The organism is Palleronia marisminoris, assembly GCF_900172315.1.
Classification (GTDB): Bacteria; Pseudomonadota; Alphaproteobacteria; order Rhodobacterales; family Rhodobacteraceae; genus Palleronia; species Palleronia marisminoris.
Window position 1 is genome coordinate 76,131 of the sequence record NZ_FWFV01000005.1, and the last position, 12,689, is coordinate 88,819.

Sequence of the window (12,689 nt, forward strand, 5' to 3'; positions counted from 1 at the left end):
TAGAAATAGGGTGTGGATATGCGTGAACTGTACGTCGAGCCTGGCAAGGAAGCGCGATCTCTCGGGATCGGATCGCGCGTTGTAACAGGTGTCATCCTGGCGGGCCTGCTCGTCGCGGGCGCAGGCGGTTGGGCGGCAACAGCGAAGTTGACGGGCGCCATCATCGCCCAGGGCGTGGTCACCGTCGACGAGGAGCTCAAGGCGATCCAGCATCGCGATGGCGGGATCGTGCGCGAGATCTCGGTACGCGAGGGCGACTCCGTGAAGGAGGGGCAGGTCCTCATCCGCCTCGAGGATGCGCAGACGAAGGCCGAACTCTCGATCATCCGGTCGCAGCTCGTCGAGAACCAGATCCGGAGATCGAGGCTCCTGGCCGAGCGCGACGGCCTCGTGACGATCGAATTCCCCGATAACCTCGATGAGGCTCAGGTGGAAACCGCGAGCCTGGTTCTGGGTGAGACGCGCTTGTTCGAAGGCAACACGAAAAGCCGGGAAAGTCAGAAGCAGCAGCTCGAACTCAGCATCCGTCAGATCCACGACGAGATCCAGGGGTTGGAGGCACAGCGCGCCTCGAAGGACGAAGAGATCGTGTTGGTCGCCGGCGAGGTCACCAAGATGAAGACCTTGTCGGACAAGGGCCTGCTGGAAGAGTCGCGCCTGACCGCGGTCGATCGCGAGCGTGCACGGCTTGCCGGTGAGGCGGGCGAGGTCAGCGCAGAGCTTGCGCGGGCAGCGGCCCGCATCAGCGAGGTGCGCCTCAAGATCCTGGCCATCGACGAGGATGCGCGTACCGAGGCGCAGCGCGAACTGAGCCAGGTCGAGACGCGGCTGTCGGAGCTGAGGGATCGCGAGATGGCGGCGCAGGACCGCCTGTCAAGGATAGACATCCGCGCACCGATCACCGGAAGCGTCAACGAGGTGATGGTGCACACCATCGGGGGCGTCGTGACGCCGGCCGAGGTGCTGGTCACCATCGTGCCCGACGATGCGGATTTGACGGTCGAGGTGAAGCTCGCCCCGATGAGCATCGATCAGGTCGACGAGGGGCATCCGGCACGGATGCGGTTCACGTCCTTCAATCAGCGGATCACCCCGGAGCTTTTCGGGAAGGTGGTTCACGTCTCTCCTGCGACGACCATCGATCCCGCTACCGGCCAGAGCTATTTCGCAGCACAGATCGACGTGTCCGACGCCGAGCTCGCGAAGCTGCCGTCACGCCGTCTTCTGCCGGGGATGCCGGTCGAGGTCTATGTGCAGACTGAGGAACGGACGGCGCTGTCATATCTGGCAAAGCCGGTGACGGACCAGTTCAGCCGCGCGATGCGCGAGCGGTAAGATATTTCAAGTTAGCATTGGGAGGACCCGGAATGGATCACGTGATGACGATTGTAGCAGGGCACCTGGGCGTATTCTGGTGGAGCGCCCAGCAATGGTGGAGCAGTGCGCCGCTCGCGGAGCTTCGAGAACCTTCGGCTGCCATCATGCTGTGCCTGGCATTGCTGGCGGGGATTGTCGGCAGGGACCTGTTCATACTTCTCGGGGCGGCGATATGGGCGGCACTGGGCGTCCACCTGGCATCGCTTCAGGCGCCGGAGGTTCAGTCGTTCGTCGTTGCTGCGACGATTGCCGCTCAGATGTTGATCGTCATTGGGTCCTATCGTCATCACCGCAGGAAGCGGCGCGACCGCTCTGCGGTACGCGCTCTCGAGGTGCAGAAGCAAAATCTGCAGGAAAAGCTGGATCAGGAGATCCTGTGGCGGATAGCCGGGCGGGATCCGGTCAATGCGCCCCATAAGGAAAGCAACGTCGCCGTCTGACCAACCCGTTGGCGCGCAAGCCGGAAGCTGGCCAGCCCGCCAACGATCTGATCCCATCCTATCTGCGCAGGTGGAGACACCGCGTCAGGTTTCTCCGGAAGACGCGGCAGGGGGCGACTTGCGTTCGACCCGGTTCAGGCGGTCGAGGAAACTGGTGCCCCAGTCGAAGATGTCGGTGTCGCGGACGACCTGAAGCAGTGCGGCGTGGCGGGCCTGCCGCTCCTCGCGGGGCATCATGAAGGCGCGCTCGATCGCGTCTCCGACCTCTTCGGCATCGTGAGGATTCACGATCAGCGCCTCGGTCATCTGCTCGGCGGCCCCGGCCGAGCGCGACAGGATGAGCACGCCGGGGTCCTCGGGGTCCTGTGCTGCGACGAATTCCTTTGCGACAAGGTTCATGCCGTCGGCAAGCGGTGTCACCAGCGCGATGTCGGCCAGGCGGTACAGGGGGGCGAGCGTATCGCGCGGCACGCCTCGTTCGATCAGGCGGATCGGCGTCCAGTCCAGTTCGCCGTATCGGCCATTTATCTGACCGACCAGCGCCTCCAGCTCGCGCTTGATGGCTTGATAGGCCGGCACCGTCTCGCGAGAGGGTGGCGTGATCTGGATGAAGGTCGCCCGCGGGGATTCGGGGCTGCGGTTCTCAAGCCATGTGCCGAAGCCCCGGACGCGGTGGGGGATGCCCTTGGAGTAATCCAGCCGGTCGACCCCGAGGATGAGCTTCGCGTTGGCCCGGATATAAACCGGATTATGCGTGATCGGTTTCTGGGCGGTCTCCGTGAAGGTCTTGCCGTCGATGCCGATCGGGAACGACCGGACCTCGAACGCGCGATCGTCGAACTTCACGCGACCGTTGAACAGCATCTCGCCGGAGGGGCGGGCGCGATAGCTGTCGAGGCACCGAGCCACGTCGGCTTCGGTCTGCAGGCCCACCAGGTCGAAGGCCGCGAGCCAGTAGTAGAAGTCATCGCGCTCGGGCAGGGCCTCGATGTCGGGAAGGGTGGGAAAGGGGATGTGCAGGAACAGGCCGATGCGTGCGGTGACGCCGAGTTTCCGCAGCTCGAGCGCGAGCGGGAGGAAATGGTAGTCATGCACCCAGATGACATCTTCGGGCTCGACGATCTGCGCGAGCATCCGCGCAACTCGGGCGTTTACTCGGGCATACCCTTCGGCATATTGCCGATCGAGCGCGATGAGGTCGGTCCGGTGATGGCATAGCGGCCAGAGAACCGAATTGGCGTATCCGAGGTAGAACTCGTTGTATTCGGCTTCGGTCAGATCGAAGATCGCCTTGTCGTATCCCTTGCCGCCCTCGACGGGCTGGAAGCTCTCGGACGGCGTCTCGGCGAAATCATCTCCTGAACCGATCCAGAGACCGCCGCGTTCGGCCAGCAATTCATGGATCGCGACCACCAACCCGCCCGAAGGCGGGCCGCCGGTCGGAATGCGATTGGACAGAACGATCAAGCGACCCGTCATGACGACCTCTCTGAAGTTTCGAGCCAGTTTCGAAGCAGCGCGTGCACCTCGCCGACCCCGCTCAGACGATATTTCGCGGCTGTATCGCCTTCGCCGACCTTGATCGCGTAGCCACCATTGGCATCTGCCGCGCCGAACATGTCCTCGTCGGTGCGGTCGTCGCCGATGGCGACCGGGATCAGGTCTCGCCACTCTTCCAGCAGCCCCAGGACCGCGCGTTCCTTCGAGACGTTCTCGGGCATCAGCTCGACGGCCATCTTGGACGGACGCACCACGAAGCCCGGCATGACCTGCGACAGCGCGGAAAGGATCCCCTCGCAGTCCGATTGCCGATCCGGCGCCTGGCGGTAGTGAAGAACCAGCGAGACCGGCTTTTCCTCCAACAAGACGCCCTCGTAATGCTCGACCCAGGCTCGGAGCATGTCCCGGCTTGCGATGAAGGCGGTGGTTTCGCCCTCGGGCGCAGTCGTGTACGCGCCGTCGATCCGCGATTCCGCGCCATGTGATCCGACGATCACTCCTGGATAGTTCGGCATGATCCGCTCGAGCTCGACCAGGTTGCGACCGGAGACGATGGCGATCCTGCCATTCGTGTGGGCGTGCAGACCGATCAGGACATCCTCCATCCCCGGCTCGAGCCTCACGGCGTCCGGGCGCTCGGCGATCTCTACCAGCGTGCCGTCGAAATCCAGAAACAGCGCGGCGTTGTCCGGGTTCGGCATCTCTGGCGCTTCCGGCCCGCGTGTCATGTCGTTGTCGGGGATGGTCCCTCTCCTTTTCGTGGTCTGAGCGCTCATCTCTTGAGGTAAGGTGATGATCGGATGTGATGTTCCGGAGAAAACGAGCAACTTCGTTTGATCGGCGGAAATCGGGCGCGCCGGAGTGCCGCCCGCTGGTCCGGAATAACGGTTGGAACAAGCGTCGTCGCGCTCACGTTTGTTTTGAGAGAAAACGTATATTCGCCACGGGGTTCCTCTAGCATGTCGTCTGATACCCGAAAAATCTCCAGCAACCTCAAGGAGCTGGCGCAGCATCGGCTGGTCATCGAAGCGGTGTCACCCTTGATCGATGGCGGACGTTTCGCCGCGAAGGCGGTCGAGGGATGGCCCTTTCGCGTGGCGGCGGACATCTTCGGCGACGGACACGAGGTCTTCGCCGCGGCAGTGGTGATGCCGGACGGAACCGAACATCGGATGGCTCTGATCGAGAACGACAGATGGGGCGCCGAGATCGTCTTCGATACGAACGGGCCGTCGCATTTCGCCATCATCGCCTGGCGCGACCTCTGGGGAAGCTGGGCGCGCGACACGCGCAAGAAGATCGACGCGGGGCAGGATGTCTCGGTCGAGATGCAGGAGGCTGCCGACCTGCTGGGGCAGACGAAGGCACCGCGCGGGTCCGCTCCCGCGCTGAAGAAGCTCGTCACCGCCGCGAAGAAGGGGGACGCCGAGGCGCTGCTGACGCCCGAGGCCGCCGAACTGATGGGCCGCATCGGCCCCCGCGCCAACACTACGCGCTACGCGACCGACGTGCCCGTCTGGGTGGACCGCGAGCGGGCGGCGTTTTCAGCGTGGTACGAACTGTTTCCGCGCTCGACCGGGCCGGAGGACCAGCACGGGACGTTCCGCGACGTGATCGACCGGCTCGACTACGTGACGGATCTGGGGTTCGACGTTCTGTATTTCCCGCCGATCCACCCCATCGGCACGACCAATCGCAAGGGCAAGAACAACGCCCTGCGTGCCGAGCCGGAGGATGTCGGCTCGCCCTACGCCATCGGTTCGCCAGAGGGCGGCATGGTGGACGTTCACCCCGAGCTCGGCACGCTCGAGGATTTCGACGCGCTGGTCGAGGCCGCGGCAGGGAAGGGGCTCGAGATCGCGCTGGACATCGCGCTGAACGCCTCGCCCGACCACCCGTGGATCGAGGAGCATCCCGACTGGTTCGAGCGTCGCCCCGACGGAACCATAAAATTCGCCGAGAACCCGCCGAAGAAGTACGAGGACATCGTCAACTTCCGCTACTACAACGAGGACGGCACCCCTAACGCGCCGTTCTGGCAGGCGATCCGGGACCTCTTCCTGTTCTGGGCCGGCCACGGCGTCCTGTCGTTCCGCGTCGACAACCCGCACACCAAGCCGTTTCCCTTCTGGGAATGGATCATCGCCGAGGTTCGCACCAAGTACCCGGGCGCGATCTTCCTCAGCGAGGCGTTCACGCGCCCGAAGGTGATGAAGCGCCTCGCCAAGGTCGGCTTCAACCAGAGCTACACCTACTATACCTGGCGCAACACCAAGGCCGAGCTGACCGAGTACCTGACGGAACTGACGACGGAAGACTGCGCCCACTACATGCGGCCGAACTTCTTCACCAACACGCCCGACATCAATCCGTACTTCAACCATACTTCGGGCCGGCCGGGCTTCCGTACGCGGGCGATCATGGCCGCCTCTCTTTCCGGGAACTGGGGATTGTATTCGGGCTTCGAGCTTTGCGAGGCAGATTGGCTGCCGCCCAAGGACGAGTATCTCAATTCCGAAAAATACGAACTGAAGCACCGCGACTACGACGCGCCGGGTCACATCAAGGACGACATCCGCCTGATCAACCGCATCAGGCAGACCGAGCCCGCGATGCGCGACTTCCGCAACCTGAAGTTCTTCAACGCCTTCGACGACCGCGTGCTCTATTATGGGCGCTTCGACGAGATCACGGGCAGTTACCTGCTGTTCCACGTCCTGATCGACCCGCTGAACCCGGCCGAGTTCGAGTTCGAGGTCCCGATGTGGGAGTTCGGGCAGCCGGATGACGGTGCGATCGACGTGACCGACATGCTGCAGGGCAATTCGTTCGAATGGAGGGGAAAGGCGCACCGGCTGGCGCTCGACCCGCAGAAGCGGCCCTATGCGATCTGGAAGCTCATGCCGACGGGGACTGAATGACCAAGCTAGAACAGGGCCTGACGGCCGTTAAATCGACCAGCGACGCGGCGGACTGGTACAAGGACGCCGTAATCTATCAGCTGCACATCAAGGCGTACCAGGATTCGAACGGCGATGGCGTCGGCGATTTCCGCGGCCTGATGCAACGGCTCGACCATATCCAGGACCTTGGCGCCACCGCGATCTGGGTTCTGCCGTTCTACCCTTCGCCCCTTCGCGACGACGGCTACGACATCTCGGAATACAAGGCGATCAACCCCTCCTACGGCACGATGGAGGATTTCGAGAACCTGGTGGAAGAGGCGCATCGGCGCGGCCTCAAGGTCATCACCGAACTCGTCATCAACCACACCAGCGACCAGCACGAGTGGTTCCAGCGCGCCCGCAACGCGCCCAAGGGCAGCCCCGAGCGGGACTTCTACGTCTGGTCCGACGATCCGCAGAAATGGATGGACAAGACGCGGGTGATCTTCAACGACACCCATGACAGCAACTGGACGTGGGATCCGGTCGCCGGACAATTCTTCTGGCACCGCTTCTTCGATCACCAGCCCGACTTGAACTTCGACAATCCGGCCGTGATGGATGCCGTGCTCGATGCGATGCACTTCTGGCTCGACAAGGGCGTCGACGGTCTGCGGCTCGACGCGATTCCGTACCTGGTCGAGCGGGACGGCACCAACAACGAGAACCTGCCCGAGACCCACGACGTGCTGAAGGCGATCCGCGCCGATCTCGACAAGCACTACGAGGGCAAGATGCTGCTGGCCGAGGCGAACCAGTGGCCCGAGGACACCCGCCCCTATTTCGGCGAGGGTGACGAGTGCCACATGGGCTTCCACTTCCCGCTGATGCCGCGGATGTACATGGCCGTCGCGCAGGAAGACCGCTACCCGATCTCGGACATCATCCGGCAGACGCCCGAGATCCCCGAGGATTGCCAGTGGGCGATCTTCCTGCGCAACCATGACGAGCTGACGCTGGAAATGGTGACGGATCGTGAGCGCGACTACCTGTGGGACTTCTACGCGAGCGACAAGCGCGCGCGGATCAACATGGGCATCCGCCGCCGCCTTGCGCCGCTGTTGCAGAACGACCGGCGCAAGATCGAACTTCTGAACTCGCTCCTGATGTCGATGCCCGGCACGCCCATCGTCTATTACGGCGACGAGATCGGGATGGGCGACAACTACTACCTCGGCGACCGCGATGGCGTGCGCACGCCGATGCAGTGGACCGCCGACCGCAACGCGGGCTTCAGCCGCGCGCTGCCGCAGGAGCTTTACCTGCCGACGATCCAAGACCCCGTCTACGGCTACCAGGCGATCAACGTCGAGGCGCAGCAATCCTCGCCCACCTCGCAATTGAACTGGATCAGGCGGATGATCGCGGTGCGCCAGCGCCACGACGTCTTCGGTCGAGGCGAGATCGAGCTGCTCTACCCCGCCAACCGCAAGGTGCTGGCCTATCTGCGCCGCACCGAAACCGAGACGGTCCTTTGCGTCGCCAACCTGTCGCGCCAGGCGCAGGCGGCCGAGATCGACCTGCACGATTTCCAGGGCCGTGTCCCGATCGAGATGACCGGGCAATCCGCCTTTCCGCCCGTGGGCCAGCTGCCCTACCTGCTGACGCTGCCCGGCTACGGGTTCTATTGGTTCCTGCTGACCGATGCCGACGAGGCTCCGGGCTGGCACACGCCCCACGCGCAGACGCTGCCGGATTTCCTGACGCTGACGACGCGGGACGGAACGCTGACGGGCGCGCTGTCGGACCGTGCGGCAGGGGATTTCGTCTCGCAGACCCTGCGCAACTACCTTCCCCTCCAGCGCTGGTTCGCCGCCAAGGAGAACCGGATCGACGGGGTTTCCTTGCATCAACTGGCCGCGTTGAACGACGGGCAGCACATGCTCTCCGTGGCGGACGTGAAGGTGGGCGGCGGAACCCAGCGCTACTTCCTGCCCCTTTCGGCGGTCTGGGGCGAGGATGCCCTGACCATGTCGCCGCGCCTGCCCGCCACGCTGGCCAAGCTGCGCCGCGCCAACCGCGTGGGCGCGATCCTCGACGGCGCGGTGGACGAGAAGATGGCGATCACGCTGCTCGACACGTTGCGCGAAGGTCGGACGGTCGAGGCCGGTCAGGGCAGCATCGACTTCACGCGGAGCGACCGCCTCGATGAACTGGGCGAGGATCCGGGCGAACCGCGTCTCCTGTCCGCCGAGCAGTCCAACGCCTCGATCGCCTTCTCTGACAAGGTGATCCTGAAGCTCTACCGGCGCCTGCAGGAGGGTGTGCAGCCCGACATCGAAGTGGCCCGATTCCTTACCGAAGAGACCGAGTTCACCGCCAGCCCCGCGCTTCTCGGAACGATCGACTGGACTGCGCCCGATGGCGGCGTCACGACGCTCGCCGCGGCTTCCGAGTTCGTGCGCAATCAGGGCGATGCCTGGACCTACGTCACCGAGGCGCTCGACCGCGACCTCGAACGGCGCGAGATGGGCGGGCGCGAGACCGACCCCGCCGCGCAAGGGGATCAGCCCGTTCTGGGCGGCCCCCTCGATATCGGCAACGTGCTGGGCCGACGCACCGCAGAGCTGCACCAGGCCCTGGCCAGCGGGGCCGACGGCACGGCCTTCTCGCAGGAGCCGTTGACGGCCGAGGTCGTCACGTCGCTGGTCGACACCGTGCGGGGCGAGCTGACGGAGACGCTCGACCGTCTGCAGGATCGTCTCGGATCGTTGCCCGAGGCGAGCCGGCCGGTCGCCGAGGCGGTGCTGGAGCGGCGCGACGCGCTGCTCGGCCGGATCGAGGCCCTCCGCGGCATGGACCCCTCTGGCGGCATCGGGAGGATCCACGGCGATTACCACCTGGGCCAGGTGCTGGTGGTCGAGACCGATGTCATGATCATCGACTTCGAGGGCGAACCCGCCCGATCGCTCGCGGAACGCACGGCCAAGACCTCGCCACTGCGGGACGTGGCGGGTATGATGCGCAGCTTCGACTACGCGCTCTGGTCCACCCTGCGCCGCCGGATCGAGTTCGGCGCAGACCCCGAGCGCACGATGGCACATGTCGAAGGCTGGCGTCGCGCCACGCAAGGCATCTTCCTCGAGGCCTATCGCGAGACCGCGACGAAGACCCCGCTTCACCCCTCGGACCCGGCGTTCGAGCAGGCACTCCTGGACCTCTTCCTGATCCAGAAGGCCGGCTACGAAGTCGGCTACGAGATGGCGATGCGGCCCGACTGGGTGGACATCCCGCTCCGGGGGCTGCTCGCGCTGGCCGAGTCGGCCTCGGGAGAAACGTAGGTTAGCCCGCAGCTCTGAAGTCCCGATGGATGGCCGTGGGAACGTCTGTTTCCCGCAGTCGTTTGAAAAGAGAAACGACGAGGATCAGGCAATGGCTCAGACGACGACGGACCACGACGCAATCCGCAAATGGGCAGAAAAGAAGGGCGGCAAGCCCGCCGCAGTGGAAAGCACCCATTCGGGCGATGATGCAGGCATCATCCGCATCATGTTTCCCGACGCACCGAACTCGGAACACGACTCGCTGGTAGAGATCACCTGGGACGAGTTCTTCAAGGAGTTCGAGGACCGGAAACTCGCGCTCATCCATGAGGAGGACAGCATGTTCTCCAAGCTGGTTTCGCGGGATTCGGCCGACTAGCGAGAGTGCCCCCCGAGACGCCGCCAGGTAAATCAGCTGTCGGTTCGGACGGCAGTCCAGATCGTGTGGCGGCTGCCTCGCTTTGTGCGACCGGCGCGAACGGCGTGCACGTCCGTGTCGAAACCGCACCACGTCAGTCGCTTCGTGAAGGCTGGGTCGGGGGCGGCGGACCAGACGGCGAGAACTCCGCCCGGTGTCAGCGCGCGGCGCGCCGCGAGCAGATCTGCCTCGCCGTAGAGCGCATCGTTGTCGCCGCGGGTCAGGCCATCGGGGCCGTTGTCGACGTCGAGCAGGATCGCATCGAACGCGCCTGCCGCTTCGCTTATCGCGGTGCGGACATCGCCCGTCTTCACCTCGACGCGGGGGTCCTCGAGGCAGTCGCCGAAGACAGCGGCCATGTGCTCCTCGGCCCACTCGACCAGTTCGGGCACGATCTCGGACACGATCAGGCGGGCGCCCGGCGGCGCGACGGATTGAGCGGCGCGCAGCGTGAAGCCCATGCCGAGGCCCCCGATCAGCACGCGCGGCGCGGGTCTGCCGGCCAGAAGATCCAGGGCCAGCGTCGCGAGCGCTTCTTCGGACCCGCCAAGCCGGCTGTTCATCAGTTCGTTCCCGTCTTCAAGACGGATCGAGAACTCATCCCCCCGGCGCAGAAGCCTGAGCGTGTCCCCTTCCGGGGTGCTGGCCGTCGCCAGATGGATCCACGGCAGCATTCAGGCTTTGCCCAGCTCGTTCACCACCGCCAGAAGCTGCGCGACCTCCTGCTCCGTGTTGTAGTGGCACAGCGAGATGCGGATGCAGTCGGGTAGACCGAGGGGGTTCAGGACGTTGCCGCTGTAGTGGTCCGCCTTGCGGGTATGTGTGCGGATGCCCTGCTCGTTCAGGATCGTCACCACCTCCGGTGAGGCCATCCCGTCGACCACGATCGACACCAGCCCTTCGCGGGCGGGGTTGTCCTCGCCGGCCAGGATCGTGACGTGCTCCATATCGCCGAGGCCGGGCAGGTTGCCGGTCCCGTGGATCAGGGCGTCGGTAAGGTGGCTCTCGTAGTCGTGGATCGCGCGTCCGGCGGCCTCGATGCGGGCGCGGGGCGCCGTCTCGTCCGAGACGCGGCCGCCGAGCCAGTCGAAATAGGCGACCACGTCGGACATCGTCGCATAGGCGCCGGTGTCGCGGGTGCCGAACTCCCACCCGGTTGCCGGCGCGTCGATCAGCATGTCGTGGTGCATCGCGCTGAGCTTGTCCGACAGCCATGCGATCCCGAACCCGTGGCGCGAGAATGCCTTGTAGGGCGAGATCGCGTAGCCATCGACCCCGTAGGCATCGAGGTCGATCTGCCCGTGCGCCGCATGCTGGATACCGTCGACGATGATGACGCAGTTCGGCGCAACCGCGCGGATCGCCTTCGAGATCGCCGCCACGTCCATGCCCATGCCGGTCACGGGCGAGGCGTGCAGGATCGTCGCCACCGCCACATCGGGCGTCACCTGCGCCGCGTAGGCCTCTGCGCTCACCGTCCCCGTGGCGTCGTCGTGGCGAACGTTCACGTAGTCGAGGCCGGCGATCCCGGCCCAGCGGCGGGCGGCGCTTCGGCTTGCGGGATGCTCAATGGACGAGCCGATCACCTTGCTGCCCTTCGGGGCGTTGACGCAGGCGGTGCGGATCATGCGGAACAGCAATTCCGTGCCGCTCTCGCCGGCGATGAACTGGCCACCGGCCGCGTTCATGAGGACTGCCATGTCCGCCTTGGCCTTGTCGATCGTGGCGACGAGGGCGTGGGCGGCGGGGTTGTCCCGGCCCTGGTTGTCCGGGATCGCGGCGAACCTGGCCGAAGTCTCGACCACGGATTTCAGCGTCAGCGCGCCTCCGGCGTTCTCGAAGAACACCCGAGGTCCCTGGAAGGGACAGCTGTCCACATGGGCGAAGCGATCGCGGATCTCCGCGATGAGGTCGGGGTTGCCTTGGATCATGGTCTTTCGTCCTTCGTGGCGCGCAGTTCGTCGATCCTATACGGCGCCTCGAGCGGGGTGGACAGATCGTCTGCGGCTCAGGTCACGACCTCAGAAATCCGGCGCTGGCCGTAGAGGATCACGTCGCGCATCGCCTGCTCGGCCAAGGCGGGATCGCGCCCGGCGATCGCATCGACGATCCGCAGGTGGTCCGCAGACACGTCGTTCTGGACGGCGGGTTCGCAGGCGGGCGAACTCAGCCGGAACGTCGTCAACAGGGCCGCTTCGATGAGCGTCCCGACGGACAGCATGAAGACGTTGCCCGAGGCCTGGATGATCGCCCGGTGCAAGGCAAGATCGGCGAGGGCGAAGGACTTGTCGCCGTCGGCCAGACGCATCGCCTCGACATGGGCATAGAACGCCTCGATCTCGTCCGAGGCGGCACGGCGGGCAGCCATCGCGGCGGCCGCAGGCTCCATCGTCAGGCGCATCTCGTAGAGCTGGTCGAGGAACTCCATCCCCGACTGCGTATCCAGGTGCCAGACCAGAAGCTCGGCATCGAAGAGGTTCCAGTCCTGCCGGGGGCGGACGCGGGTGCCGATTCGCGTGCGCGCGACGATCATGCCCTTGGCGGTGAGCGTCTTCATTGCCTCGCGCAACACGGTGCGCGAGACGCCGAACTGGCCGATCAACTCTTCGTCGCGCGGCAGGATGGTGTCGGGCGGGTAGGTCCCGTCGACGATGGCGCGCCCGATGCCTTCGACGACCTGCCCGTGGCTGTTGCGCACGAGCGTCTCGTTCAATGCATCGCGAAGGAGACCGGACATGAGCCCTCC

10 protein-coding genes are annotated in these 12,689 nt (G+C 65.1%); 5 read left to right on the forward strand and 5 right to left on the reverse strand.

The annotated features are described in order from the left end of the window. Nucleotides 1-18 precede the first annotated feature (18 nt). Together PAM7066_RS09835 and PAM7066_RS09840 are read left to right on the forward strand one after the other, a co-directional pair. The gene (locus tag PAM7066_RS09835) at nucleotides 19-1,335 is read left to right on the forward strand and encodes an HlyD family type I secretion periplasmic adaptor subunit (RefSeq protein ID WP_085854001.1); all 1,317 of its coding nucleotides are present in this window, start codon (nucleotides 19-21) and stop codon (nucleotides 1,333-1,335) included. 32 nt (nucleotides 1,336-1,367) lie between these two features. Then, on the forward strand, nucleotides 1,368-1,817 hold the full coding sequence (locus PAM7066_RS09840) for a hypothetical protein (RefSeq protein WP_085854002.1): 450 nt from the start codon (nucleotides 1,368-1,370) through the stop codon (nucleotides 1,815-1,817). A gap of 84 nt (nucleotides 1,818-1,901) precedes the next feature. Here the strand turns inward: PAM7066_RS09840 and PAM7066_RS09845 are convergent, their stop codons facing one another. Beyond that, complete coding sequence (locus PAM7066_RS09845; RefSeq protein ID WP_085854003.1) at nucleotides 1,902-3,296, reverse strand: alpha,alpha-trehalose-phosphate synthase (UDP-forming); 1,395 nt, start codon at nucleotides 3,294-3,296, stop codon at nucleotides 1,902-1,904. Continuing rightward, entirely contained in the window at nucleotides 3,293-4,330 is a 1,038-nt protein-coding gene (gene otsB / locus PAM7066_RS09850) for a trehalose-phosphatase (protein ID WP_085854204.1), read from the reverse strand. The genes PAM7066_RS09845 and otsB overlap by 4 nt, the downstream gene beginning before the upstream one ends. On the opposite strand from otsB, the gene PAM7066_RS09855 reads away from it, so the two are divergent. The 3 genes from PAM7066_RS09855 to PAM7066_RS09865 all read left to right on the forward strand — a co-directional run bounded on the left by PAM7066_RS09855 (nucleotide 4,277) and on the right by PAM7066_RS09865 (nucleotide 9,904). Beyond that, nucleotides 4,277-6,238 carry an alpha-1,4-glucan--maltose-1-phosphate maltosyltransferase gene (locus PAM7066_RS09855; RefSeq protein ID WP_085854004.1) on the forward strand — a complete coding sequence of 654 codons (1,962 nt, stop codon included), beginning with the start codon at nucleotides 4,277-4,279 and terminating at the stop codon, nucleotides 6,236-6,238. The two genes, otsB and PAM7066_RS09855, sit on opposite strands and share 54 nt — an antisense overlap. Continuing rightward, nucleotides 6,235-9,543 (forward strand): maltose alpha-D-glucosyltransferase, encoded by a 3,309-nt coding sequence (gene treS, locus PAM7066_RS09860; protein WP_085854005.1) that lies wholly within the window; start codon nucleotides 6,235-6,237, stop codon nucleotides 9,541-9,543. The genes PAM7066_RS09855 and treS overlap by 4 nt, the downstream gene beginning before the upstream one ends. A gap of 91 nt (nucleotides 9,544-9,634) precedes the next feature. Continuing rightward, nucleotides 9,635-9,904, forward strand: a complete 270-nt coding sequence (locus PAM7066_RS09865) for a hypothetical protein (protein ID WP_085854006.1) — start codon at nucleotides 9,635-9,637, stop codon at nucleotides 9,902-9,904. Between the two features lie 32 nt (nucleotides 9,905-9,936). Here the strand turns inward: PAM7066_RS09865 and PAM7066_RS09870 are convergent, their stop codons facing one another. The 3 genes from PAM7066_RS09870 to PAM7066_RS09880 all read right to left on the reverse strand — a co-directional run bounded on the left by PAM7066_RS09870 (nucleotide 9,937) and on the right by PAM7066_RS09880 (nucleotide 12,680). After that, nucleotides 9,937-10,617, reverse strand: coding sequence for a spermidine synthase (locus tag PAM7066_RS09870; RefSeq protein WP_085854007.1), 681 nt, complete (start codon nucleotides 10,615-10,617; stop codon nucleotides 9,937-9,939). Further along, on the reverse strand, nucleotides 10,618-11,874 hold the full coding sequence (locus PAM7066_RS09875; protein WP_085854008.1) for an aminotransferase class V-fold PLP-dependent enzyme: 1,257 nt from the start codon (nucleotides 11,872-11,874) through the stop codon (nucleotides 10,618-10,620). It abuts the gene before it with no gap. Nucleotides 11,875-11,951: 77 nt separating this feature from the next. Further along, entirely contained in the window at nucleotides 11,952-12,680 is a 729-nt protein-coding gene (locus PAM7066_RS09880) for a FadR/GntR family transcriptional regulator (RefSeq protein WP_085854009.1), read from the reverse strand. Between the last annotated feature and the right edge of the window lie 9 nt (nucleotides 12,681-12,689).

Coding starts and splice junctions, on each gene's coding strand:
- PAM7066_RS09835 (WP_085854001.1), top strand. CDS start 19: ATGCGTGAACTGTACGTCGAGCCTGGCAAGGAAGCGCGATCTCTCGGG.
- PAM7066_RS09855 (WP_085854004.1), top strand. CDS start 4,277: ATGTCGTCTGATACCCGAAAAATCTCCAGCAACCTCAAGGAGCTGGCG.
- otsB (WP_085854204.1), bottom strand. CDS start 4,330: ATGCTGCGCCAGCTCCTTGAGGTTGCTGGAGATTTTTCGGGTATCAGA.
- PAM7066_RS09840 (WP_085854002.1), top strand. CDS start 1,368: ATGGATCACGTGATGACGATTGTAGCAGGGCACCTGGGCGTATTCTGG.
- PAM7066_RS09865 (WP_085854006.1), top strand. CDS start 9,635: ATGGCTCAGACGACGACGGACCACGACGCAATCCGCAAATGGGCAGAA.
- PAM7066_RS09845 (WP_085854003.1), bottom strand. CDS start 3,296: ATGACGGGTCGCTTGATCGTTCTGTCCAATCGCATTCCGACCGGCGGC.
- PAM7066_RS09875 (WP_085854008.1), bottom strand. CDS start 11,874: ATGATCCAAGGCAACCCCGACCTCATCGCGGAGATCCGCGATCGCTTC.
- PAM7066_RS09870 (WP_085854007.1), bottom strand. CDS start 10,617: ATGCTGCCGTGGATCCATCTGGCGACGGCCAGCACCCCGGAAGGGGAC.
- treS (WP_085854005.1), top strand. CDS start 6,235: ATGACCAAGCTAGAACAGGGCCTGACGGCCGTTAAATCGACCAGCGAC.
- PAM7066_RS09880 (WP_085854009.1), bottom strand. CDS start 12,680: ATGTCCGGTCTCCTTCGCGATGCATTGAACGAGACGCTCGTGCGCAAC.